Source organism: Brachybacterium massiliense, assembly GCF_900184245.1.
Lineage (GTDB): Bacteria > Actinomycetota > Actinomycetes > Actinomycetales > Dermabacteraceae > Brachybacterium > Brachybacterium massiliense.
Window position 1 is genome coordinate 144,406 of record NZ_FXXB01000004.1, and the last position, 23,969, is coordinate 168,374.

The window sequence follows — 23,969 nt, forward strand, 5'->3', positions numbered from 1 at the left end:
GTCGGGCCGAGGGGCCGTGCACCGGAGAACTCCGAGGCACGGCCCGTCAGCTGCGAGGGGACGATGGCCGCCGCCCCGGTCGATGGGGCGGCCGGGTGTTTCAGTCTGCGTCGGCCAGAGCGGCGGCCGGTGCGGTCCGTGCGGCCGCCCTGCCGGGCAGCACCGAGGCGAGAGCGCCGGAGAGGATCGCGAGCACCAGCACGAGCCCCAGCTGCCCCCACGGGATGGTGATCGAGACCGGGAAGGTCGAGCCCAGCAGCGCGTTGATGCCCAGCACGCCGTACATGCTCCCCAGCAGGAGCCCGAGCACCGCTCCGACGAGGGCGAGCAGCACACCCTCCCAGCCGAGCATCGCGCGCATCTGCCGTCGCGTGGTGCCCAGCGCACGCAGCAGCGCGTTCTCCCCGGTGCGCTCGACGACGCCGAGGCTGAGCGTGTTGGCCACACCGACCAGCGCGACCAGCACCGCGACCGCCAGGAGCGCGACCGTGATGCCCAGCAGCACATTCAGGACCTGGGTATAGGACTCCCGTTCAGCGCCGCCGGCGACCGCCGAGGCCTCGGACCAGCCGCTGCCTCCGGTGAGCTCGTCCACCGAGCTCATCAGCTCGAAGGCGTCCACGCCTGCACGAGCGGGGCTGCCCGGATCCGCGAAGTCGGCCAGCACCACCGGAGAGACCGCATCGCCGAGCAGCTGCTCGAGGGTGGCCGGGGTGACCAGGGACATCTGCAGGTTCGCATCGACCTGCACCCGCAGCTCATGGGACCGACCGTCGTCCCCGGAGATCTCGAGCACCTGCCCGTCCTGCACCCCGAAGCGCTCGGCGCGCTCCTGACCCAGCAGCACCGTGCCGTCGCGCAGCTCCTCGGCCATCAGGGGCCGGTGGGAGGTCTCCCGCAGCGCCTCGGGCGTGGCGGAGTACAGGGTCATCGGCTCCTCAGCACCTACCTCGATGTCTCCCCGGGCGGAGGCATGGGCGGTGTCCATGCCCTCGAGGGCGGCGATCTGTGAGGGGGCGTCCTCGGGCATCTCCTCGGCGCTGACGATCAGATCGATGGGACGGCGGGAGTCGACCTCGGAGGTCAGGGTGGCCTCGGCGGTACGGGCGCCGACGGCCATCATCGTCATCAGCGTGGTGCCGATGAGCAGCGCGGCGATCGTCGCGGCGCTGCGCCGCGGGTTGCGGGCCACGTTGGCGCCGGCGATCCGGGCGGGCAGCCCGCCCAGACGGCCGACGGCGCGTGCCACCAGCGCGGACAGGGGTCGGGTGAGCACGACCAGCGTCAGCAGCACGCCGGTGAAGGAGACCACCCCGCCGATCATCGCGGCGAGGATCCCCGGCGCGACGCTCCCGGCGAGGGACAGCAGGGTGCCCGCCCCGAGCGCGATGATCCCCAGCACCACCGCCGCCAGGCCCAGTACACCCTGCACCCCGAGACCGCGATGGGTCGCCGGAGGCGCCGGGCGCAGCGCCTGCAGCGGGGCCACACGGGTGGCCGCACGCATCGGAGCCAGGCTCGCCAGCAGCGTGATCAGCACCCCCGCGACCACGGGCAGCAGCACCGACAGCACCGAGACGGGCACCGGTGCCAGCCCGTCGAGCCAGCCGAGCGCGGCGGCCCCGGCGAGGGCGGCCTGCGCCAGCAGGTGCCCGCCGAGCATGCCCGCCACGGCGCCGAGCAGTCCCACCGTCAGCGACTCGCGCAGCACCGTGCCCCGCACCTGGGCGCGAGTCGCGCCGAGGGTGCGCAGCAGGGCGAGGGCGCGGGTGCGCTGGGCGAGGGTGACCGCGAAGGTGTTGGCGATGACCACGGCGCTGGTGAACAGTGCGATGACCACGAACACGGCGAGCATCATCCCCAGCGCCCCGAAGCCCCGCAGATACGTCTCGGCTGCCTCGTCCTCGGCCTCGTCGACGGTACGCACGCTCAGCCCGTCGGTGTCGGCCGCCTCCGCGACCTCCGCCGGATCGGTCCCGGCCGGCACCGTGGCGAGCCAGGTCTCGGTGATCGTCCCGGCGGTCGGGCCGAGCAGGGCCTCGGCGTTCGACTCCGAGATCACGGCGCGCGGCGTGCTGCCGAAGGCGGCTCCGGACGGCGCCGGGGCGATGCCGACGACGGTGAAGCTCTGCTCCTGGCCCGTGGCCGTGCTGTCCTTCGGCAACGTGACGGTGTCCCCGAGGGAGACCTCGAGGGTCGAGGCGGCGTTCTCGTCGAGCACGATCTCGGTGTCTTCCGCGGCCGGGACGCCCTCGAGCAGGTGCTCGGCGGTGTCCTGGCCCGGAGGCGCCATCGTGGCCTGCAGGAAGGAGCTGGTCCCCTCACCCTCGAGAGGGAGGTAATGGTTCAGCAGGGGCCAGACGGCCTCGGCGCCCGCGACCTCCGGCGCCGCAAGCGGCTGCACGCTCGCCCAGTCGTCGTCGGTCAGCTCTCGGGTGATCTCGAGATCGGCGCCGTCGAACTGTTGCGCGGCCTCGGCGCGCAGGGAATCCTGCATCAGGCTCCCCGCCACGACCATCACGGCGACGAAGGCGCAGGACAGCGCGATGGTCAGCACGGCTGCGAGGTGCCGGCGCAGCGGGGTGAGCTTCACGGTGGTGCGGCGTGCCATCAGCGCTGCCCCCGCAGGTCCTCGTCGCTGCTGATCCGACCGTCGGCCAGGGTGAGGACGCGGTCGGCTCGCTCGGCGGCGTCGCGCTCATGGGTGACCATGACGACGCTCTGCCCGAGCTCGTCGACCGAGAGCCGCAGGAAGTCCAGCACCTCCTCGGTGGTGCGGGAGTCGAGGTTCCCGGTGGGCTCGTCCGCGAAGACCACGGCGGGCGAGGTCACCAGCGCGCGGGCGATCGCGACGCGCTGCACCTGCCCGCCGGACAGCTGCGAGGGGAGGTGCGTGAGCCGGTCGGAGATCCCGAAGGCGGAGGTGAGGGTCTCCAGCCAGGCACGGTCCGGGCGCTTCCCGGCCAGCTCGAGGGGGAGCAGGATGTTCTGCTCGGCGGTCAGCATCGGCAGCAGGTTGAAGGACTGGAACACGAAGCCGATCCGCTCGCGACGCAGGCGAGTCAGTGCATCGTCGCCCAGCGCCGTGATCTCGGTGCCGTCCAGCTGGATGGTTCCGCGGTCGACCTCGTCGAGACCGGCCAGGACGTGCAGCAGGGTGGATTTGCCCGAGCCCGAGGGGCCCATGATCGCGGTGAACTCGCCGCGGCGGATGTCCACGTCCACGGCATCCAGCGCCGTGACAGCGCCGGCGCCGGTGCCATAGAGGCGACTCACCCCGCGCGCGATGATCGCGGGGGACTCCGCAGGGAGGGCGGGCGAGGCGGTCATCAGGTTCCTTCGAACGAGGGTTAGCGGTCATCGTCTATCCTGTGAGATCCGCCCTCACGGAGTCGTCCACCCGTGGTCGCGGCCCGGGCCCTGATGCTCAGACCATGACGACGGCGGGGTCATACCGTGGTCTGATCCGCCAGGGTCAGCTCACTCCGCGCCCGGGGAGACCAGTCCGGTCTCGAAGGCGATGATCACGGCCTGCACCCGGTCGCGGGCGCCGAGCTTCGCGAGCACGCGGCCCACATGCGTCTTCACCGTCGCCTCGGCGACGAACAGCTCCGCGCCGATCTCCCGGTTGGAGTGCCCGCGACCCATCAGGGTGAGCACCTCGAGCTCTCGCTCGGTGAGAGGGGACAGCACCGAGGTGTCCTTCTCCTCGGGCTCCGGCGCCCGCACCACCCGCTCGAGCAGACGCCGGGTGGCCGAGGGCGCGATCACGGCGTCACCGCGGTGCACGGTGCGGATCGCGCCCAGCAGGTCCTCGGGCTGGGCGTCCTTGAGCAGGAAGCCGCTGGCGCCCGCACGGATCGCGGCGACCACGTACTCGTCCAGATCGAAGGTGGTCAGCACGATGATCTTCGGGGCCCGGTCCACGGGCACCTGGTCGAGGATCTCGGCAGTGGCCTCGATGCCGTCCTTGCGGGGCATGCGCACGTCCATCAGCACCACGTCCACGGTGCGGGCGCGCAACTCGTCCACGGCGGCCTGGCCGTCGGAGGCCTGGACGATGACCTCCATGTCGTCCTGGGAGTCGATCACCATCGCGAAACCGGCGCGCACCAGCGGCTGATCGTCGACCAGGGCGATGCGCAGCGGGCGGTCCGGCTGAGCGTTCATCGGGTCTCTCCTCGGAGGTGATGAGCAGGGGAGGGTGGATGCGCGGAGCGGTCCACCTGCGGTGCGAGAGTACCGGTCAGCGGCACGGAGGCGCGCACCCGGAAGCCGCGGGAGGGGAGCGGGCCGGCCTGCAGCGTGCCCCCGAACACGGCCATCCTCTCCCGCATTCCGGTCAGGCCGTGGCCCTGCCCGTCGGAGGCGGGATCGGTGCCCTGGCCGTCGTCGAGCACCTCGATCAGCAGCTGCTGGGGGTCGCGGCGGATCCGCACCGCGGCGCTGCTGCCGGGCCCGGCGTGCTTGAGCACGTTGGTCAGCGCCTCCTGCACCAGGCGGAAGACGGACAGCCCCAGTGCCTGGGGGAGGTCCTCGAGGGAGTCGTCCATCTCGAGGTCGACGGCCAGGCCCGCGGCATGCACTCGCTTTACCAGCTCGGGCAGCATCTCCGGGCCGGGCTGGGGGCCGAAGCTGGTCTCGTCCTCCTGCCGCAGCACGCCCAGCAGGGAGCGCATGTCCGCGAGCGCCGCCCGGCCGGTCTCGCCGATGGTGCCGAGCACCTCGGCGGCCTTCTCGGGCTTCTGGGAGGCGACGAAGCGGCCGCCGTCGGCCTGCGCGATGATCACGGAGAGGGAGTGGGCGACCACGTCGTGCATCTCGCGGGCGATGCGGGCGCGCTCGTCGGCGACGGCGAGGGCGGTGCGCTGCTCGCGCTCGCGCACCGCCTGCTCCGCCCGCTCGCGGGTGAGGGCGAGCTGACGCATTCGGGCCCGCTGAAGATTCGCCAGCGCCCACACCGCCACGATGGTGATGGTCCCGACGACGGTCAGTCCCACGAAGCTGGCCAGCGCCTCGAGCGCTCCTCCGTACTCCGAGCGCAGCGACTGCACGGACCAGTAGGCCGCCTGGACGAGCACGCCGAGCATCCCTGCTGCGATGCCGATCCCGTGCACCAGCGGGCGGCCGTAGGCGACCGCGCAGAACATCGCGTAGAAGGTCATCGCATCGCCGAGCACCACCGGGACGTTCACCAGCACGTGCAGCACGGCGATCGCGCCGATGACGATCACCCCGGGCAGCGGCCGGATCCGGCACAGCGCCCCGGCGGCGACCATCGGCACGCTGAACAGCGTCCACCAGCCGTAGGACCTGGTGGTGAGGGCGAACAGCAGCACCATCACGGCGGCGCCGCCGAAGACGATCAGGTCGACCTTCCCGGGATTCTCGATCACCCAGCGGAACGGGTCGCTGAGGCGGACGCGCCTGCGGGGCGCGTCCGGGCTCTGCACGGGTCCGTCGGTCATGGCCTCGAGAGTACGGCGGCTGCATCGCGCGGCGCGTCAGACCGCGGTCGGATTGCGCGGATCACAGCAGGGTCTGCGGCGGCTCGAGCAGCTCCGGGCCGTCGTTGCCCACCTTCCCCACCGCCGGATCCACCTCGCGCACCGAGAGGGTCGCGTCGTCCAGCAGGTGGGAGTCCTCGAGGATCCACTCCTGAGCCGCGTGGCGATCATCCATCGCGGTGTCGAGCCAGCTGTCGATCTCGCTGCGCGGCAGCATCACCGGGGTGCGGTCGTGGATCCTCGCCAGCTCGCCGCTCGCCTCCCGGGTGATGATCGTGGCGCTGAGGAGGAAGGCGCCGTCCTCGCTGGCCGCCGGCCCCTCATGCCCGCCCGGGCCCCGCCACCACGACACCAGCGCCGCCATCAGCAGCGGGGAGCCGTCGGCGGAGGAGATGAAGTACGGCTGCTTGCGCCCGCCCTTCGCATCGCGCACCCACTCGTAGTATCCGTCCATCGGCACCAGCGCTCGATATCGGCCCAGGCTCCCGCGGAAGCTCGGCTTCTGCCCGAGCGTCTCCCGGCGCGCGTTGAAGGTGCGCGAGGAGAAGGCGGCGTCCTTCGCGAACGGAGGCAGCAGCCCCCAGCGGGCGATGCGCAGGGCGCGCAGCACCTCGCCGGTCTCCTTGTCGATCGATTCGGTGACCACGTGGATCGGTGCCGTGGGCGGGATGTTCCATCGGGCGCGCAGCCGGGGGTCACTGAGGTCGACGGCGTCGAGATCGTCGATCAGCGGCTCGATCTCCTGGTAGAACGCGAAGCGCCCGCACATCTCAGGAGTCCTTCGACGGTGCCTCGGCCTCGTCCGGGTCGACGGAGGGCACCCCGTGGCGGGGCGTGAGCCGGGCGCTCTCGCCCGTGTAGGCCTCGGAATCGTGGTGGAGGTTCTGGAGGCGGATGTCTCGCCCCTCGTCCACGATCTTCTCGTGCTTGGCCTCGGCCTTCTCCGCGGCGGAGGTGTCGCGCATCGGCAGGGTCAGGGACTCCTCGGCGGGTTTGCCCGAGGCGAGCTCGCGGGCCCGCTGGTACTCGGCGTCCACCTCCGCGCCCATGATGATCACGATGTTCATCACCCACAGGGCGAACAGCACCGCCATGATGCCGCCGATCGCGCCGTAGCTCGAGTACCCGGCGACGGTGCCCATGTAGATCGACAGCGCCACCGCTGCCACGCCGATCCCCAGGATCGCGAAGACCCCGCCGGGGGAGATGAAGCGGAAGGGCTTGTCGACGTTGGGCGCACCCCAGTACAGCAACGAGATCAGCGCGAAGGCGATCACCAGGATCACCGGCCACTTCACCCAAGCCCAGATCGGCAGGAAGGAGCTCATCAGGAACTCCAGCACGCCCTCGGCGCCGATGGTCGAGGCGATCGGTCCCAGCAGGCTCTCCACGATCGTCTCGTTCAGCAGCATCGAGACCATGACCAGCAGGATGCCCAGGATCATCGCGACGGTCAGCGCGAGCATCGTCGCGTTCATCCGCACCGGTCCGCGCCCCTCGGGCACCTCGTAGATGTGGTTGGCGACCCGGCCGTAGGCCTTGATATATGCGGAGGCGGACCACAGGGCGGTGGCGATACCGATGATCAGTGCGACCGTCCCGCCGGCCGCCGAGCCCATCAGGGAGTCGATCGTCGACTTGACCGCGTCGCCCGCGCCCAGCTCGGAACCGCTGGCGGCGGATTCGATCGCCTCGGTGATCAGCTGCGCGATCTCGTCCTTGAGGTCCGACAGCAGCAACGTCGCCAGAGAGAACAGGGCCAGGAGGGTGGGGGCGATCGAGAGCACCATGAAGTAGGTCAGCTTCGCCGCCTGATCGGTGCCACCATCCCGCAGGAACTCCGTGAGGACCCGCTTGGCCATGTACTTCAGCGTGGTGCCCGACATCGAAGGGGCGTCGTCGTCCTTGCTGCGGGGCTCGGCCATGGGAAGGGCTCCTGGGGTCGGTGCGGCTCACTGACAGCTGTCATCCTGCCATGAACAGGACCGGGGAGAGTTGTCCACAATCGCTGGGAGGCGGAGGCGCTGAGGGCCGTTCCCCCTTAGAGTGGCGGAGGCGCGGAGGGTGCGCCACCTCACAGAGGGGGAAGGGCTACCGGCCGGTCAGGTCCGGGAGGGGAATCGATGGACACCGCCACCATCATCGAGAGCGAGTCGCGGGAGCTGATCCGCCGCCGCGGGCTGGACGTGCACGCGGACCAGCTGGAGCCTCTCATCCGCGAGGTCGTGGCCGATTATGAACGGCGCTCCACCTCCGGTGAGGTGCCGGTGATGCGCGATGACGACGACACCCTGGTCGCCGAGATAGCCGCCCGGATCGGTGGCTTCGGTCCGCTGCAGGAGATGCTCGACGATCCGGGCATCGAGGAGATCTGGCTGAACTCGCCCTCGCAGGTGTTCGTCGCACGTAATGGCCGCAGCGAGCTGACCACCGTCGTCCTCAGCGATGTCGAGGTCCGCGGGATTGTCGAGCGGATGCTGGTCAGCAGCGGCCGACGGCTCGACATGAGCACCCCGTTCGTCGACGCCCTACTCCCGGACGGCTCGCGCCTGCACGTGGTGATCCCCAGCGTCACCCGTGCGCATTGGGCGATCAATATCCGCAAGTTCGTCGCCCGAGCCCATGACATGCAGGGCCTCGTCGCGCTCGGCTCGCTGCCCCAGCAGGCGGCGGACTTCCTCGACGCCGCGATCGCCTCCGGCCTCAATGTGATCGCATCCGGGGCGACCGGCGCGGGAAAGACAACCTTTTTGCGCTGTCTGGCGCAGTCCGTGGGGGCGCGGGAGCGCGTGGTCACGATCGAGGAGGTGTTCGAGCTCAACCTCGCCCTGCGCGATGTGGTCGCGATGCAGACCCGTCAGGCGAACCTCGAGGGCACGGGGGAGATCTCGATGCGCCGGCTGGTGAACACCAGTGCTCGCGAACGCTACGTAGCCGCTTGAGTCCGTGGGTGCCTGATCCGCTAGCGCAGGCTCGATCATCGCCCTCGCTGGCTATGCTCAGATTATGACTTCCTCGTCGCTCCCCGTCCGCTGGCTGGCTGCCGGTGCCGCGCTGCTCGTCCTCGCGGGGTGCGCAGCTGATCCGGAGCCGACCGCTACTGCGCCCGAGCCGGTGGAGACCACCGCCGCGGCGGTGACGCTCGAGGGGGCAACGGGGACGCTCGAGCTGACAGGCGACCCAGATGCCGACATCGCTGCGGTTGCTGGCGACGACTTCCCCAGGGAGTGGGCTCGGGATGCAGCCTGCGACCCGCCAGACGACGAAGACGATGAAGCGCTGGGAGTGATCTGGCGGAGCCAGCTCCGATCCCTGACGAGGCGGGTCTCCGACTGGGATGCTGGCAAGGACGCGATCCGGATCACCGTGCACTATGCCTGCCCCGAGCACTACGACGCCGTGGATGACGCGCTCAGGTGACGTGCGCTCGTCTTGTTCGTCTGACCTGCACGACAGACTCGAGCACATGGACTTCATGACGACCGAGGAACTAGCGGCCCACCTGCGGGTGGAGCCGAAGACACTCGCGAACTGGCGCTACCTGGGCCGCGGGCCCATCTACGTCAAGGACGGCGGGCTCGTCCGGTACCGGCGCGAGGACGTCGAAGCCTGGGAACGTGACCACACTGTGCGCCCGACGGCATGATCATCGAGTCCTGGCTGCTCCGTACTCCCCACGGCTGGGCCGAACCCACCCCACCGACCTGTGGGTGCGGGAGTGACCGGTACCTGATCGGGTGGCAGGCCTGCCAGTGCGGGGCCGGGCCGTTCACGGGTGGGCACCGGACCTGGGAGTGCCGGGGATGTGGTGCTCGGACGTTCGTGGGGTGTGTGGGTCGGGTGGGTGCCGGGCCGATGGAGGAGTACGGAGTGCGAGCCCGCGCTGGTGATTGACGCCTGTAGGATTCGGGCTCAAGAGTTCTAACGATGGCGCGACTGTTCACGGGGGATGCATGGCTCCAAGCGATCGCACTGCGCGCCGCCTTGTTGACATGACGATCTACCCCGAAGAGGTGGAGTATGAGCCACCGCCGCAGAGCGCGTGCGAGAACCTCGTCATCCCGATCGATCTCACTGACGAGCTGAAGCTCCAGACCGTCCAGTACATCTATCGTGGTCTGGTCGTCCGATTCGCGATCATGCTCTACTACGTGTCACCGGAGGGTCTGATCAGCGAGATTTCGAGGATCGACACCTGTCATGGCACGGTTCACCGCCACCGCTTCACGCAGGGATCGAAGGAAGAGCTCGGTGATCCACAGATCATTCACAGGATCCTTGTGGACGGTTCGGAGTGGGAAGTGGTTAACTCGCACTATGATCAGCATCTCGACCAGATGATCGACGAAGCTGAGGAGTACTTCCGGAGGTGGAAGCGATGAACACCGTACGAGCAAGGCTCGAGGTCGCGCGTGCGTTCGGCGAACTCTCGAAGACCGCTGACGGCCGAGAGTACCTGCGAGCTAACAAGTTCCTGTCCGGGACCCCCGTGATTGCCGTGGAGTACGAGGACTCGATCGATGACGTCCTCCGGCGCATGGCCCAGTACCGCGGCGACCAGGTCGCTGTAGCGATGCTCCGCGATTCCGGTATCCAGGTCGTGGGCTTCACTGCCACGTCCCCGAGCGATGAGTCGAGCGAGGTGTCGCGCTACTCGTGCATCGGGATGCTCTTCGACGCTCTCGCGCAGAGCAAGCGTCGCGAGCGCTTCCGGTTCACCGACACCCTTGTGGGCCAGTCCGTGCGATTCAGCCAGCCGATCAAGGTGGCACTGCCTGCCTGAACACAGCAAGAAGCGCCCCCATCCCGACCGTGAGGCCAGGATGGGGGCGCTTCTTCATGCTCCGAGGTCAGTGTCGTGGTCGGCGTACCGGTCGAGGTCGTCCTCGCGCTTGCACCACTCGGCGCTCGTGTGGTCCTCGTAGGTCGCGCCGCAGCGGGGGCAGACGTACATCAGGCGTCCCCGGCTCGCAGGTTCGGGTCCCGCTCTGCCGGCACGTCCGTGTTGACGGTGGCGAGGGCCGGCACACCGCTACCCAGCAGCGCGCCGGCGAGGCCGATCCACAGTGCCGCGTCCGATTCCGCGATCACGCCGTACGCGACGAGGAGGGGCACGGCGGCGACGGCGATGCCGTAGATCCAGCGGCGCGTGCGCGGCTGCGCGATGACACGGGCAGGGTTGCCGATGACGGTCGGGACGTTGGCGCGGTACTTGTTCATGGGGTGGGGTCCTTTCGGAAGTGCGGGAGGTGCTTGAGGATGTACTCGAGAATCGACGCGGGCTCATCCGGGGGCTGCCGGCGCAGGCGCTCGAGTACGCCGACGATCACGTTGCGGAACACGCGGTTCTCCTCCGCTAGCTCGCGGTTCGACTTCTCGAGGTCGGTGATGCGGGACCGGTTCGACTCGTCACTCTTCGACAGCCGGGTGACCTCGGAGTCGAGGCGGGTCATCGCACGCTCCATGACAGAGATCGCGCGCTCCTCGCGCTGAGCCTCGATGTCGCGGTCAGCGCGGCGCCCGTCGGACCGGTTCTTGCGGTGGTCCACCCACAGACGTAGACCCACCCAGATACCGCCGCCACTGAAGACGGCCGCGACTGCCCCGGTGAGGATGGCGGGGACATCCATACGCTTACCCCCGTGCCACGTCGTCGAGTCGTTGCAGCCTGCGGTGGATCAGGGTCAGCATCCGGGCGCGGTGCGAGATCAGCAACGCGAGCATGACCAGCAGCAGGGCGCGCGGCCCCGACCCCCACGTCCCGGAGATGACCTGATCCCAGGACAGGAGCCCGTAGAGGATCACGCCGCCGAGTGCGAAGATCAGGCCGGGCAGCTCGATCCGGTATCGCTGGGTGATGTTCCCGGCGAGGACGAGGAGTGATCCGGTGATCATCAGCCCGGCCCACAGGAACGTGACGATCAGCCCGAATCCTGCGTAGGTGCGGGGAGGGTAGGCGAGGACCCAGATCCCGCATGCGGTCGCGGCGAGCCACGCACCGATGATGAAGGCCCGCAGCCACCGATCAGGCGGCACGGGGTACGGCGAGGAGAGCATGGATCAGTCCTCGTCTCGAACGCTGACTTCGAGCTGCCCGGCCACGTCCTCCGCAGACACCCGCGCCGACGCCTCCGCCGCAGCGGTAGCGATCGCCTGCACCTGCTCATCGGTGAGGCCCTGCGCCTTGCCGGTCTCCTGCACAGCCTCGAGCACCGCGGCGCGGGACGTGGCGATCCCCGCCTTGATCTGCCGCAGATCCTCCGCGTACCAGGCCCGCATCCGGCGCAGCGTGGACTGCTGGCCCTTCCACTTCCCCTCAAGGTCGACGGGGGCGTCGAGGACCATGCCCGGGATGTCGTTCCGGAACCCGCGGAGCGCGGAGACGAGCTCGCCGTCGGTGCGCTTCCCCGCGATTCCGGGCTCGAGCGTCCGCTTGATCGTCGCGAGGTCCTTGCTGATCTTGTCGAGAGTGGTCACTGCATCCTCCAGATGGGTGCGAGTGGTGGGGCCGGGGCGGCCGTCCACCGGGGTGATTCCGAGAGCCTCCTGCGCCGCCCTCGTGGCGGTAGCGGTCTTCGTGCCGTAGATGCCATCTAGCGGCCCCGGGTCGAAGCCGAGCTCCTTCAGCCAGGCCTGGGTCTTGTCCACGTCCGCGAACTCGGTGCTCGGAGTGCTCGGCTTCGAGGGGGTGCTCGGATTCGACGCTCCGGCGGAGCTGCCCGTGAGGGACCCGTCACGGATCGAGCCCATGATGAACGGGCCAGGGCAGCGGGTGGAGTTCCCGGACATCTCCCGGTGCCCCCACACGCCCGAGGACGCGCCGCGCTTGCGGAGCGTGGCCCGTAGCGCCCGGAACGCGGCCTTCGCCGCGGCGGTCAGGGGCTCGTTGTCGCCGACGATGAACAGCACGCCGAGGGTGGTGGAGTTGTGACCGTAGGTGTGGCCACCGACGCGATCACCGCGCAGCGAGTAGATCCGCCCCGACTGGCCGATCGCGTAGGAGTATCCGATGTCCATCCAGCCGAGCGAGTTCACGTGGTACGAGCGCCAGCCGCGCAACCGCGCCGCCTCCTGCGCCCGGGTGAGCACGCCGACCGCCTTCCCCATAGCGGGGTAGTGGCAGACGATGCCGCGGACTCGCGACCACGTGATGCCGGTGCCGCGAGCGCTGGTCGACGACCACGCCGACCTCGGCAGGATCTTGTGCGCCATCAGTCCTCTCCGTCCTCGACTGCCGGCTCGTCCTCGATCGGCTCTTCCGGGTCGTCGTCGTAGATCTCAGGCGGGTAGTCGCCATCGGGGTGCTCGCCGTCGATCATCTGGTCGGCGGTGTCGTCCTCGATCGGCTCGTGCTCGTCGCCGTACAGCTCCTGCTCGGGGTCCTCGCGGTAGTCAGGGACGCTCATGGTGGTGCTCCTTCGGTAGATGGGGCGTGATGAGATGCCCGCTGAGCGCGGGCTGTGAAAGGAGTTGCAACCTGGTCACGGCGACCCCACCTACCAGGTAGTTGCCGGAATGCTCCGGTAGAAAGGAGGCATGTCTTCGATGCCGCGGGAACACTCGGACCCTCAAGTCGCGTCTGCTGAGGCCGAAGAAGCTGAGGCTCGGCGCGACCATCTCCTCGCACGAGTCGGGGAGTTGCATGCGCTGGCCGACGATCTGCACCGCGCAGACGATGGCGAATTCGGCAGAACCCTGTCCCGGATCGAGGACGTGGTGCAGCAGCTCCGAGAGCTGTAGTCGCGACTGTGTGATTCCGGCCCCTGCCCAGGTGCCGGTGGGATCACGAACCGATGACGACGGCGCATCTCGCTCGCGGCGTCCGCGACAATTCCAAGCATGGATCAGCACGCCGCCACCACGAACCCGCACACCGGACTGCGCGAGACGTGGAACGACTTCTACGGCGTGCCGCTGGTGCATCAGAAGAGCCTCGGGATGCTTCGGTTCAACGGTCAGGCGACCGCCGTGCACACCGCCCCCATCGGTAGCGGACTCACCCTGGACTTCTACGCGCACCTCAAGCGCAGCGACGAACTCATCGTGACGTTCCCCGGCGCTGCGAGGCCGGGAAAGAACATCTACCCTCTGTTCGCTCGCGTCGCCACGTTCCGAGCGATGAAGTCGCCAGCGTTCATGGCGTTCGCGGACCCAACGATCCCGATGGACCCGGACGGTGAGCTGCTGCTGGCATGGTTCCTCGGAGGACCTGGGTTCGACCCTTTGGACTCCATCCTGAAGGCAGTGCGGAAGGCGCAAGGGAAGACCGGCGCGGAGCATGTCGTGTTCGTCGGCGGGTCTGGTGGCGGGTTCCCGGCGCTGCGACTGTCTGCCTTGGTGCCGGGGTCGATGGCTTATCTCCATGAAGGCACGACCAGTATCGCCCGCGCATTGCCCGTGCAGTCGGAGCGGTACTTCTCGAAAATCTGGCCGGGCTGGGATCCCGTGAAGCTCATCAGCGCTTTTCCCGAGCGGTTCGACATGGTCCGCCATTACCGTCGACGGCCGCTGGAGAACTTCGTGTACTTCGCGCAGAGCGAGGACGACTCCCGCTTCCGGGAGAGCCATTACGGCCCGTTCAAGGACGCGATGGGGGTCAAGGAAGACGCCGGCGTCTCGAAGTCGGGCAGCCGCCATTTCGCGCTCTACAAGGGCGAGGTGAAGGGGCACGGGAAGGTCACACCGAAGGAGTTCCGCCATCACTTTGGCAACGCTATGCAGGCGTGGCGGAAGTGGCGCGAGAGCCGCTGACCTCTGCTCTGTGGCGGGTCATGTTTCAAATGCGACCCGCTCCGGCGTGAGCGCGTCGGCGACCCGCTCGAGCAGCTCGTCACGGTCACAGCCCGCCGCGGCGGCATCACGCGCCATCGCGGCGAGCTGGTCGGGGAGCTGCGCGAGCTTGGCGCGGCGCTCCTGCTCGATCAGCACCGCACGCCGGTGCTCGTCGAGCTGCTCATCGGTGAGGGTGGTCAGGTCCATTGGTGCGCCTTTCAGGCGGGGTCGCCGGGCAGGGTGGTCGGCCACGGGTCCGTAGTCACCCACGACGCCGTTGCGGCACACGCACCGCTGAGCCCGCTAGCGGACGCGACGATCACGTTGCCGGAGGTCTGCACGAGGAGTCGGGCGTGCTGCTCCGCGCTCCCCTTCGTGAGGAGGCCGTTGAACTCCTGCGCGGGCCGGAACCCGGCAGGGATGGGTTGCTGGGCCTGCGAGAACGGGGCGGACGACACGGCAAGCACGTTGACGATGGAGAGCGTCACCCGGTCTCCAGTGCGGGAGATTGTCGTGGAGATGCCTGGGCGGGTCGTCAGGATCGTCCCGTCGATGAACGGGACGTCCCGTGGGGCGATGGTGCCGTCCGTGACAGTCCAGGTGGTGCCGCGCTTCTGCCACTGCCACGCGCCCTGCGGCCCGTCCGTGGAAACGAACGTCGTCCCGGAGGGGGCGTCGGCGACAGCGGATGCGACGGAACCGATCATGGACCCGGTGACGTCTGGACGTCCCGCGCCAACGATTGCCAGCCGTGCACCGAGCCCGTCCACGTCCGTGGAGACCCGACCGATCATCTGGGCCGCGTCTGCTGGGGACAGCGCCAGATCGGGCTGTTCTCCCCAGCCCGCCTCGACTCCCGGGTGCTCGGTCGGCCACTGCTGATCCGTTGCCAGCCTCCCGGTGCCCCAGTAGGGGACCCCCTGGTCGCTCCGGGCGAGGGACATCCCCCCGCCGTAGTTCGGGGTGAGGTCGGCATCAGACCCGTTCTCTCCGTAGACCAGGAAACTCGTTCCCGCAGTGGGGCGGTATTCCAGAGGCAGGTCTCCCCACGTCAGAATCACCCCGTTGCTGTCCGTCGCCAGCCCCGCGATGCTGTACTCGACGAAACCCTCACTGCGGCGGATGTAGACGCGCCCACCGATGACCCGTGAGGAGTCCAGCCTCGCCGTGATGTCCCGCCACGGCCCGACGTGGGGGGTGGCGGCGTCGATAACCTCCTCGACATGCGCGACTGCTGCTGTGGGGAGTCTGCCTTCTGGTGTGAGCGCGTGAATCTGCGCCATGATGCTCCTGTTCCTGCCCCAAAAACAGGGCATACAGAAAGCCCCCGGCAAGGAACTGCGCGGGGGCCAACGGGTTAACGGGCGGGGCTAGTTAATCTCGTACACGCCATCACCCACATAAGTGACGCCGCCAATCTCGGACGGGTTCTTCGCGGTCAGCATCGGCAGGGTGATTTCCCCATCGAGGGCCTGCGCCCGGAGCTTCTGCCCCATCTCGCTGAAATGCACATCAGTCGGCGACTCCCGCAGCTCGACCCTCGCCGTCCACGGCTTCTCCGGGTCGGCGAACATCGCGGCCTGATCGTGCAGAGCCACGACCTCGGGCCGCTTCGTCGCCTCGTACCGAATCCACTGGTTCCAGTCGGAGAGCGTGCCGTAAGAGTCGCCCGTGCTGTCGCTGGTCCACCGCGAAATCTGCGTCAGCAGATGCACCGGAGGATTCCCGAGCGCGTTGAGGCGGGTGTTCATCCACCGTTCCATCTCGGCGATAGCTTCCTGAGCGGTCGCGCCACGGGCCTCAATGTTCGATCCCATGTCGAGATAGATGCGGTCAGCGATGCGGGTCGGGTAGCCGAAGCGGTTGATGATGTCGGCCTTGTGCATCGACGCGTCCATGATCGACCAGCCACCCGCTGCCGTCAGGGCGCAGAACGCACCGTTGCGGCGAGCGTGCTGGGTCGGGTAGGACATGAACACCGAGGACGTGCCAGCGAACACGTTGTTCGACGCGCCGATATACATGTTGATCGGCACGTTCGATGGGGCCTCGCACTCAATCCAAATATCCATTGGTTGCAGCGTGAACCCGCCCCAGCCGTTGCCGTAGACCGCTTCCTCGGTCGTGTCGTACTTCGCCCGGTCGGCGTGCGCCCAGCACTTGCCGGAGACGAGGTCGCGGGAAGCGTCCAGCCATTCTGCTCCGTAGGACAGCAGGAACGTGCTGCCGGGAGTGAGGCCGACATGGAACCACTCGGACGTCCAGCCCGCTCCGGGCACTGTCGCGCCTGCCGCGTTCGGGGCGTACCAGCGGGAGCCAGTGATCGTGCCGAGGCCGTTCTGCGCAGCCTGAGCGATCATCACGCCCTCGAGCCGTGCCGGACCCCACTCGATCTCGGTGCGGTAGTTCCAGGGCCGCATGTGCACGCGGACACGGGAAACGTTGGTGGGGACGGTAAACGGGAGCCGCACCGCCTCGCGCGACACAGCGACCGGGCCATACTCGCCAGCCGGGGCCGTGAGCACCACCGGAGCGGAGCGCATGATGTGCTTGTCCGAGCGTTGCCACCGGTCGCGGAGATTCCCCTCGGAGTTTGTGGCGACCTCCCAGACCGCTTTCGCCCCGAACCCGGACCCCGAATCGTTCGGCGCGAAGGTGATCCGGCGCTGCGTGCCCGCATCAACAACTTCGAGCTGCCCGATGAGGCGCTGCGGGAGCCCGAACGCTTCGGCGGTGCCGACGTACCGCACCAGGTACAGGCCGGGCCCGAGCCCGGCGAGCGTTGTAGCATCCTGCTCGTCCAGGTTCCCCTTGAACCACGAGTTCCCATCGACTCGCTCCCAGGACGCCCAGCCGTCGCTGAACCTGGACCGCTGCCATGTGCGCTGCTCGCCCGTCGTCTTCACGTGGTAGCGCTGCAGTCCGACCCATTCGTAGGATTCGACCACGCCGTTCAGGCTCTCCGGAAGGCCGATGGCTTCGGCCACGTCCCCGTTGACGACAACGTAGGCACCATCTGCCAGGGTGTCCAGGTCCGCGCTCGATCCCAGCGCGCCCTTGTACCAGGCGGTGCCGCCCGGCGGGACGGTGAGTACGAACTGAAGAACACCGCCATCGAGGGACACCGTCGCGCCCCACTGCGAGCCTTCCACGACAGTGATCCCGGCACCCGTGAGCGCCCACTGCACCTCCCGGCCGCGCAGCGGGCGGATGTTCGGGAGAGCCGACAGCGCGATCGCGGACGTGCCAGCGGGGACGCGGATCGCCTTCTGCGACCCCCACGACGCGGTGACGAGGATCGCCCAGTCCTTGCCACACCAGGTCTTCACGTCCTCGTCATAGACGGGGAGACGGATCCGCCCCTCACCGTTGCTGTCCAGGACTACTTCGGCCTGGGTCTTCGCGATCACGTCACCACCGGAGGTGACGTCGAGCGTGTCGGACAGGGCGAAGCGGACCATCTGCCCTTCAAGAGACGTGCCGCCCTCGGTCACATCGGTGGCCGAGATTGTCACGACGCGGGACGGCATTCCGGGCGCGAGATCGACCGGCGGCACGATAGTGCTGGTCATAGGTGCCTCCTAGGCAGCAGAGAAAGCCCCCGGCACCGAGCGGCGAAGGGGCGAGAACGAGGGAAGAGTCAGCTGTTGGGGTTCAGGCCACCACTGGGGTAGCCGGTGTGCTGACGCAGCCACGAGTCGATGACATCGATCTGGGACTCGACCGACGCGACCCGGTCCCGCAGCGCAGATAGCTCCCCCGGCGTCGCGTAATCCAGGCCGTCGATCCGGTTGTGCGCCGAGTCGGCACGGGACTGCGCCGTCGCGGCATCCGCGAGCGCACGCCCCGCACGATCCCAGGCGTCATCCGCGCGCGTGTACGCGGCGTCCGCGCGCCCACGGGCGTTAGTCCCCGTCGCTTGCGCGGTCGCCGCATCCGCGAGCGCACGCCCGGCACGGTCCCACGCATCATCACCCCGCGTGTACGCGGCATCCGCGCGGCCACGGGCGTTCGTCGCCGTGTCCTGCGCGGTCGTGATCCGTCCCGACAGGGAGTCGTCCTCGTCCTGCAGATCCTGGATCAGATCCGGGATGAAACGCAGGGAGCCGCGGTGCCAGATCGACACGCCGAACCGCCCATCGGGCTGGTCCCCGAGCGAAGCGCGGACATCCCCGGACTCGGTGAGGAGATCGAGGGACCCCTCACCCTCCGTCACCGATGAGTACCCGATCTCGCGGGACGTATCCCCAGCACGGGACGAGGCATGGAGGCGGGAGAGATCATCATGCACGGTGACCCTGCCATTCCAGGTCATTCGACTTCCTCCATCTCCACATCCACGAGCGGGGACCCATACGCGTAGGTGGCTTGGCCGACGCGCATCCGCCACGACCCGCCCTCCGGGTAGGTCCACGCGGGCGCTACCGACACGTCATGCACCCCACCGATCACCGGGGGCCGCGAGAGGCGACGACCATCCACCGTCGCCTGGGTGGGTTGCCACGGGTCCTTGCTGTCAGCGAGCACCTGGTCGGTCTTCATCTGCAGCTGAGCATTGCTGTACTCGCCGGAATGGTGCACGTTGCGGGTGATCGCGATATGCCCCCGAGACAGGTGATTCCCGTCCTGCGACATCGCGTAGCGCTGTTTCTTGCCCTTCCCCGCACCCCACCCGATCACGGTCCCAGCGATGCGGGAGAAATCGTAGGAGCGGGAGAACTCGGTGAGGTTCCCGCCCCGCTCACCTGGCCCCGCCTTGACCAGCGGGTCCGGGTGCGGCGTCGAGAGGATCGGCTGCTGATACGTGACCGTGCGCGTCACCTTCACGGGCGCGCCGTCGGCCCAGGTAGCGGTCGGGACGATCCGCCACTCCGTCAGCCCCAGCGCGTCCAGATCCCCGATGAGGTCGGAGTAATAGCCCGTGCGGGGGAGGGTCTTCATGTCCATGCGGTGCCCGAGCGTCGGGGCGGTCGAGACGACGATCTCCCGATCCGCTGGCTGGAAGGTGTTGAACACGTCGACCATCGCGTCGTGGTAGATCTGGCCGGCGTCCGCGTTCGTGTACTTGAAGTCCGTGTGGATCGACCGGTACTGCAGGTAGTCGTCCCACTCGAACCCCGACACGGCAGCGGTGGCAGCGTCGTGGTCCCGGACGTACCCGAACACCACCCACTCACCGAGCGTCTCCGTCCCGGAGGTGAGGAGGATCGAATGTCGGCCACCGCCCATCGCCTGCAGCACGGTCAGCAGAGCACTCGTATCTCTCGATCCGTCCCGGTCCCGCAGCGACGACAGGACGACCTCTCCGGTCATCCGCCCGCCACCGATCACCGACGTGAATCTCGAGCGATCCGTCATGTGCACGCGGGTTATCACGTCACCGGTCAGAGAGTCGACCAGCCAGGTCTTCAGATCCATGCCGACACCCCATCCACTGTCCCGGTCCCGTGCGATGTTGAGATGGTCGCGGTCGCGCCGGGCCGGATCGACGGGAAGGCGGGGAGGATCGGGAACACCGCGGAACCGCCCAGGTAGATCGTTTCGGTGCGGCAGTCCACCGTGAACACCTCCCCGGCTCCGAGGTTCCGTGGCGCGCGCGTAGACCACGACCCAATCGTCACCGTCGGCCGCTGCCCGGGTGCCGTCACCGACACCACCGGACGAGCCCGCACCGCACCGTGATTCGTCACAGCTCGAGACGGAGCGAGCGACAGCTCATCGATGGACGAGATCAGTGGATCATCGAGCACCACGACCACCGAATAGCGAGCGAATCGATCCGACAAGCGAGTGATCTGCGTCTGGACCTTCTCGCACACCGCCTGCCGCCCAACGTCGACTTCCCACACCTTTAGCGAGTCGCCGCGCGCGCCTTGCAGGGCGCGCATCTCATCGACGAGCTCGACGCTCGACTCGCATTCAAGGATCCCGGACCAGGACACCGTGCGGGACGCAAAGTGGGACGCGCCCGCCCACATCCCGCGCGGTGCTCGGGTCTTCTCCGGCTCATCGGCGCTGCCATTGAACCAGTCCGTTTCCCGTAGCTTCCACTTCGGGTACTCGAACCGGTCATGCCTAGAGGAGAACTCGATCCCGGCCCATTCGATCGAAACGTCGTCGTCTTCGCACCAGGAGAACGCGTCCATCAAGCCCCCCTGGTTCCTGTCGACTGAGTCTCGGTCCAGTGCTTGAACGACTGGAACGCTCGAGCCTCAACCACGTGAGCGTCGGGCCCCGTGATGGTTGGGCTGTAGGAGAACTGATTCCCGACCGGCTGGGCGACGGTGCTGCGCCCCCGCCCTGAGATGCCACCGTCCGCGAACCGCTGAGCGCCGACAGGGACCATGACGTGTCCGAACCTCGCGGCGACGTCGTGCATGATCGCGAGGGACCGGGCACGCTTGTGCGGCGCGAGAGGCACATACGCCTCCCCGCCGGTCTCTTCCTCCGCCCACACCCGCCACGCCCCAGCAGGAGCGATCTGGGCGACGCGATGCTCCACGCCGCCGTCCGCGTACCGCTTCCCCTTGGGGAGGTGCACGGACCCATCCGCGTCGACTGTCGCGATGTTCCGTCCACCAGTAGCGATGCGGGGCCGTGTCCCGGACGTGACGTAGTTCGTCCGGACCTGGATCGTCTTCGACTGAAGCCGGTCAATCGCCCGCTTCAGCGCCTCCACCGAGTCGAACCCGTACGTTTCGGCGATGACCTCAGCGGTCTTGTCGGGGATCGAGTCGAGGTCGATCTTCGCGCCGGCGACGACGTTCTCGAGCAGCGCCTTCTCCGCGTTGATCTCCGGGGTGGGTTCCATCCCGTCGAGCTCTTCGAGCCTTGCCGTTGCGGCGGACACGATGCGGAGGTTCTCCGACTCGTCCGCGCCGATCATCGGATCAGCGGACAGGCCGGCGACGTAGGCCATTTGGAGGTCGGTCTTGTTGACCGCCTCGTCGAGGCCGGTGGTGTCGCCGTAGATCGCGGCGACGACCTCAGCGGGGAGACGGTCGAGCATGTCTCCGACGCGGAGTGTCGCGAGCTCGGCGTCCTCGCCGTTGACGACGACGTCGGTCATCACCTCCGGAGGGAGGATCCCGAGGGACAGCATGAGCGCGTTCGTCTCCTCGGCGCCCAGGTTCGCGGCCTCAGCCACGGCCAGGATGTCCTCGTAGAGCCCGTCGTATACGTCCCTGACGCCGTCGGTGTCGCCGAGCTCAGCGAGAGAGACCGCCCAGGTGTTGGCGTCGTCTGCCAGGCCACCAAAGTGGTCTCGCAGCTCCGATGCTGCCTTCGACTGCTTGTTGAGCGACCCGTCGTCGTTCAGGATCTCGTCGAGCTGTTCCTGCTCGTATGCGAGCTCCGAGACAGCATCGGTGGTCTCCCTGACGTTGTCGGCGTACGCGAACGCGGCATCCTCTGCGGAGCGGGTGCCGCCCGCGATGAGGTCGAGAGCCTCCTTGAGGGCACGCAGCTTCTCATCCGCCGACGACGTTTCATCCGACAGGACCGCGAGTGCGTCCTCGAGGAGCTTCGTGCTCCGCGCAACGCCAGAGAGCTGGTCGGCAGTGAGCTCTGCCGCTTGGCCGGTGGCCTCAAGCTGTCTCTGCTGCTCTTCGCCCTCCGCTATCGCGTCCTGATAGGCCGGGCCGAGACCTTCCAGCTCACCCTTGAGGCGACGGGATGCCTCAGCCTCAGCCTCGGTCACCTCGATCGTCTCACCGGTCTGAATCGAACGCTTCCGCCCTGCGGACGTGGTGCGATCCAGCTGAGCCTCTAGCGCTTCGAGTTCGGGCCCGCCCGCCTTCACCGCTTCGATGATGGCGGTGTAGTCGTACCCCATCTCGCGGAGCACGTCCCAGTCACCAGCGGTCAGCGACTCGTTCAGCTGGTCGAGGATCAGCCGGTCGGTCTTTGCCGTGGCTGCTCCGGTCAGCTCATCGAACGAGTCTGCGAGGTCGTCGGTGAGCGCCTTCGCCTCTGCCGACTGCTGCATGTAGTGGCCGATCACGCCGGCGAGGGCGGTGATCGCGAGCATCGGGGCACTCGCGATCATGAGTCCCTTGACCGCAGTACCGAGCGCGATCGCTCCGGCCCGTGCGGTCATCATCGAGGTGTTCATGATCCCGGCCTCACGGCCGAGCGCCTGGAGCGTGCCCTGGGAGGCCGCCCACGTGGTCCTGCCAGCGGCGAGAGCGTCGGTCAGGCGTGTGATGACACCACTGACGTCCACTCCCCGCATGAGGACGAGCGCGGCGACGACGCCGAGGATCGGCCCCTCCGCACCGGACGCGGATTCGATCAGCCCCGCAAGGAAGCCGAGCAGCGGCTCCGCAACGGAGGTGACGAGCCGGATCGTGGCGGTGAGTCCATCGATGCCGAGCTCGAGCAGGTCGATCGCTCCACCAGCCTCGCCAGCGGGGCCGGCGATGGCGGTGAGGATCTGGACCAGTCCGTCGATGAGGACGTTCCCGAGGTCACCGACGGCGAGGACGAGGTCGCCAGCCTCGTCCTTCAGCTCGGCGAACGAGGAGAGGAGGTCGAGAGCCGCGCCCCGTGCGTCAGGAGACGCAGCGACGATCGCGACCAGCGCGGCGGCGACGGGGTTCAGGGACAGGCCGAGCGCCTTGATCGGCGCGGCCTGCGTACCCATCGCGAACAGCGCCGCCGACACAGCAGCGAGGGGCGCCGCGTACTCGCCGACACCGCCGAGCTGTGCGATCAGCTGCTGCATGTCGAGACTGTCGACCGCGGCTGCGGCGTCCTCGAGCCGCGCGGTGATCCCGTCCGCGAGCGGCAGGATCTTCGGCAGCAGCACCTCGATCAGGGGGCCGGCCTGGCGCTCTACGGCGCGGAGGAGGTCCGCGAACCCGTTCGCCCAGTCGAGTGCCTTACCGCCGCCCTGGGGGTCGACGAAGGGTGCGGCGAGGGCGGAGCCGAGGTCGCGGGTCGCGCCCTTGATGCGGTCCGTCGCACCGACCCAGGTGTTCTTCACACCCTCAGCCGCGCCACCGAAACGCTCGGTGAGCGACTCGACGAGGGGAGTCCACACTTCGGCCACGGGGATGCCACCGGGCTTGGAGGCCATGTCGCGGATCTCCGCGCCGGTCTTCCCCATCGACTCGCCCAGGATGGAGGCGGCGTCGATGCCGTACTGGCCGAGCATGTTCAGGGTCTCGCCGGTCAGCTTGCCCTGGCCCTGCATCTGCGCGAGCGCGTAGGTGACGTTGGAGATGTCCTCGTTCGACCCGCCGACGGCGGCGACGGAGTCCTGGATCGCGGACAGGGCCGGGATCACGTCCTCGGCGGCGACGCCGAAGCCGAGCAGCTGCTGCTGCGCCTCGATGAACACCTGCTTCGCGAACGGGGAGTTGCGGGCGAAGTCGTCGAGCTTGTCCATCTGCGCGTTCGCCGCCTCGGCGGAGCCGAGGATGGTGGTGAGCGCGGCACGGGAGGCCTGCTGCAGGGTGTTGTAGGCGACGCCCTGGCGGAGGAGAGCCGCGGCGAGGCCAGCGGCGGCGGTGGTGCCGGCCGCGAACCCGGTCGCGACGGGCTGCAGGGCACGCATGGCGCCCTGACCGAAGCGCTGCAGGTCGATGCCGTTCCTGGACAGCTTCCGCTGGAAATCGCTGTCGTCCATCCGCAGGTAGGAGACGAGCTCGCCAACCTCGAGCGCCATGGGCAACCTCCTGCTATTCG

The 23,969-nt window shown here is 68.5% G+C and carries 24 protein-coding genes and 1 pseudogene; 7 read left to right on the forward strand and 18 right to left on the reverse strand.

What is annotated here, in order from left to right; all coding sequences use genetic code 11:
* Positions 1-100: 100 nt before the first annotated feature.
* From BN4251_RS02110 to BN4251_RS02135, 6 genes are all read right to left on the reverse strand, one after another.
* A complete protein-coding gene (locus tag BN4251_RS02110) occupies positions 101-2,611 on the reverse strand; it encodes an FtsX-like permease family protein (protein WP_087483513.1) in 2,511 nt (836 codons plus the stop codon).
* A complete protein-coding gene (locus BN4251_RS02115; RefSeq protein ID WP_087483514.1) occupies positions 2,611-3,330 on the reverse strand; it encodes an ABC transporter ATP-binding protein in 720 nt (239 codons plus the stop codon). Before BN4251_RS02115 ends, BN4251_RS02110 begins: the two co-directional genes overlap by 1 nt.
* A gap of 150 nt (positions 3,331-3,480) precedes the next feature.
* On the reverse strand, positions 3,481-4,170 hold the full coding sequence (locus BN4251_RS02120) for a response regulator (RefSeq protein WP_087483515.1): 690 nt from the start codon (positions 4,168-4,170) through the stop codon (positions 3,481-3,483).
* The gene (locus BN4251_RS02125) at positions 4,167-5,468 is read right to left on the reverse strand and encodes a sensor histidine kinase (protein ID WP_087483516.1); all 1,302 of its coding nucleotides are present in this window, start codon (positions 5,466-5,468) and stop codon (positions 4,167-4,169) included. The genes BN4251_RS02120 and BN4251_RS02125 overlap by 4 nt, the downstream gene beginning before the upstream one ends.
* A 61-nt stretch (positions 5,469-5,529) precedes the next feature.
* The gene (locus BN4251_RS02130; RefSeq protein ID WP_087483517.1) at positions 5,530-6,276 is read right to left on the reverse strand and encodes an SOS response-associated peptidase; all 747 of its coding nucleotides are present in this window, start codon (positions 6,274-6,276) and stop codon (positions 5,530-5,532) included.
* A gap of 1 nt (position 6,277) precedes the next feature.
* The gene (locus BN4251_RS02135) at positions 6,278-7,432 is read right to left on the reverse strand and encodes a YihY/virulence factor BrkB family protein (RefSeq protein WP_087483518.1); all 1,155 of its coding nucleotides are present in this window, start codon (positions 7,430-7,432) and stop codon (positions 6,278-6,280) included.
* A 198-nt stretch (positions 7,433-7,630) separates the two neighbouring features.
* Between BN4251_RS02135 and BN4251_RS02140 the strand changes: the two are divergent.
* From BN4251_RS02140 to BN4251_RS02160, 5 genes and pseudogenes are all read left to right on the forward strand, one after another.
* Positions 7,631-8,434 (forward strand): annotated as a pseudogene (locus tag BN4251_RS02140) (TadA family conjugal transfer-associated ATPase); the annotation flags it as partial.
* A 79-nt stretch (positions 8,435-8,513) separates the two neighbouring features.
* Complete coding sequence (locus BN4251_RS18165) at positions 8,514-8,927, forward strand: hypothetical protein (RefSeq protein WP_087483519.1); 414 nt, start codon at positions 8,514-8,516, stop codon at positions 8,925-8,927.
* Between the two features lie 46 nt (positions 8,928-8,973).
* Complete coding sequence (locus BN4251_RS02150) at positions 8,974-9,153, forward strand: helix-turn-helix domain-containing protein (RefSeq protein ID WP_087483689.1); 180 nt, start codon at positions 8,974-8,976, stop codon at positions 9,151-9,153.
* 346 nt (positions 9,154-9,499) lie between these two features.
* Positions 9,500-9,889 carry a hypothetical protein gene (locus tag BN4251_RS02155; protein ID WP_087483520.1) on the forward strand — a complete coding sequence of 130 codons (390 nt, stop codon included), beginning with the start codon at positions 9,500-9,502 and terminating at the stop codon, positions 9,887-9,889.
* A complete protein-coding gene (locus tag BN4251_RS02160) occupies positions 9,886-10,290 on the forward strand; it encodes an HAD family hydrolase (RefSeq protein ID WP_087483521.1) in 405 nt (134 codons plus the stop codon). Before BN4251_RS02155 ends, BN4251_RS02160 begins: the two co-directional genes overlap by 4 nt.
* A gap of 170 nt (positions 10,291-10,460) precedes the next feature.
* On the opposite strand, the gene BN4251_RS02165 is transcribed toward BN4251_RS02160, so the two are convergent.
* Genes BN4251_RS02165 through BN4251_RS02185 form a run of 5 tightly spaced genes read right to left on the reverse strand, consistent with a single transcriptional unit; the run spans position 10,461 to position 12,913 of the window.
* Positions 10,461-10,727, reverse strand: a complete 267-nt coding sequence (locus tag BN4251_RS02165) for a phage holin (protein ID WP_212647572.1) — start codon at positions 10,725-10,727, stop codon at positions 10,461-10,463.
* Positions 10,724-11,137, reverse strand: a complete 414-nt coding sequence (locus BN4251_RS02170; protein WP_087483522.1) for a hypothetical protein — start codon at positions 11,135-11,137, stop codon at positions 10,724-10,726. The genes BN4251_RS02165 and BN4251_RS02170 overlap by 4 nt, the downstream gene beginning before the upstream one ends.
* Positions 11,138-11,141: 4 nt before the next feature.
* The gene (locus tag BN4251_RS02175) at positions 11,142-11,564 is read right to left on the reverse strand and encodes a hypothetical protein (protein ID WP_087483523.1); all 423 of its coding nucleotides are present in this window, start codon (positions 11,562-11,564) and stop codon (positions 11,142-11,144) included.
* A 3-nt stretch (positions 11,565-11,567) separates the two neighbouring features.
* Positions 11,568-12,719 carry a peptidoglycan recognition protein family protein gene (locus tag BN4251_RS02180; RefSeq protein ID WP_087483524.1) on the reverse strand — a complete coding sequence of 384 codons (1,152 nt, stop codon included), beginning with the start codon at positions 12,717-12,719 and terminating at the stop codon, positions 11,568-11,570.
* The gene (locus tag BN4251_RS02185) at positions 12,719-12,913 is read right to left on the reverse strand and encodes a hypothetical protein (RefSeq protein WP_087483525.1); all 195 of its coding nucleotides are present in this window, start codon (positions 12,911-12,913) and stop codon (positions 12,719-12,721) included. The genes BN4251_RS02180 and BN4251_RS02185 overlap by 1 nt, the downstream gene beginning before the upstream one ends.
* Positions 12,914-13,043: 130 nt before the next feature.
* Here BN4251_RS02185 and BN4251_RS02190 point away from each other — a divergent pair, with 130 nt between their 5' ends.
* Both BN4251_RS02190 and BN4251_RS02195 read left to right on the forward strand, forming a co-directional pair.
* On the forward strand, positions 13,044-13,247 hold the full coding sequence (locus BN4251_RS02190; protein ID WP_087483526.1) for a hypothetical protein: 204 nt from the start codon (positions 13,044-13,046) through the stop codon (positions 13,245-13,247).
* A 99-nt stretch (positions 13,248-13,346) separates the two neighbouring features.
* Positions 13,347-14,258, forward strand: coding sequence for a hypothetical protein (locus BN4251_RS02195; protein ID WP_087483527.1), 912 nt, complete (start codon positions 13,347-13,349; stop codon positions 14,256-14,258).
* An 18-nt stretch (positions 14,259-14,276) separates the two neighbouring features.
* Here the strand turns inward: BN4251_RS02195 and BN4251_RS02200 are convergent, their stop codons facing one another.
* From BN4251_RS02200 to BN4251_RS02230, 7 genes are all read right to left on the reverse strand, one after another.
* Complete coding sequence (locus tag BN4251_RS02200; protein WP_087483528.1) at positions 14,277-14,486, reverse strand: hypothetical protein; 210 nt, start codon at positions 14,484-14,486, stop codon at positions 14,277-14,279.
* A gap of 11 nt (positions 14,487-14,497) precedes the next feature.
* Positions 14,498-15,562, reverse strand: coding sequence for a hypothetical protein (locus BN4251_RS02205; protein WP_087483529.1), 1,065 nt, complete (start codon positions 15,560-15,562; stop codon positions 14,498-14,500).
* An 87-nt stretch (positions 15,563-15,649) separates the two neighbouring features.
* Complete coding sequence (locus BN4251_RS02210) at positions 15,650-17,851, reverse strand: pyocin knob domain-containing protein (RefSeq protein ID WP_087483530.1); 2,202 nt, start codon at positions 17,849-17,851, stop codon at positions 15,650-15,652.
* Positions 17,852-17,919: 68 nt separating this feature from the next.
* A complete protein-coding gene (locus BN4251_RS02215) occupies positions 17,920-18,594 on the reverse strand; it encodes a hypothetical protein (RefSeq protein ID WP_087483531.1) in 675 nt (224 codons plus the stop codon).
* Positions 18,591-19,697, reverse strand: a complete 1,107-nt coding sequence (locus BN4251_RS02220) for a hypothetical protein (protein WP_087483532.1) — start codon at positions 19,695-19,697, stop codon at positions 18,591-18,593. Before BN4251_RS02220 ends, BN4251_RS02215 begins: the two co-directional genes overlap by 4 nt.
* A complete protein-coding gene (locus BN4251_RS02225; protein WP_087483533.1) occupies positions 19,688-20,425 on the reverse strand; it encodes a hypothetical protein in 738 nt (245 codons plus the stop codon). Before BN4251_RS02225 ends, BN4251_RS02220 begins: the two co-directional genes overlap by 10 nt.
* Positions 20,425-23,949 (reverse strand): tape measure protein, encoded by a 3,525-nt coding sequence (locus tag BN4251_RS02230; protein WP_087483534.1) that lies wholly within the window; start codon positions 23,947-23,949, stop codon positions 20,425-20,427. The genes BN4251_RS02225 and BN4251_RS02230 overlap by 1 nt, the downstream gene beginning before the upstream one ends.
* Positions 23,950-23,969 lie beyond the last annotated feature (20 nt).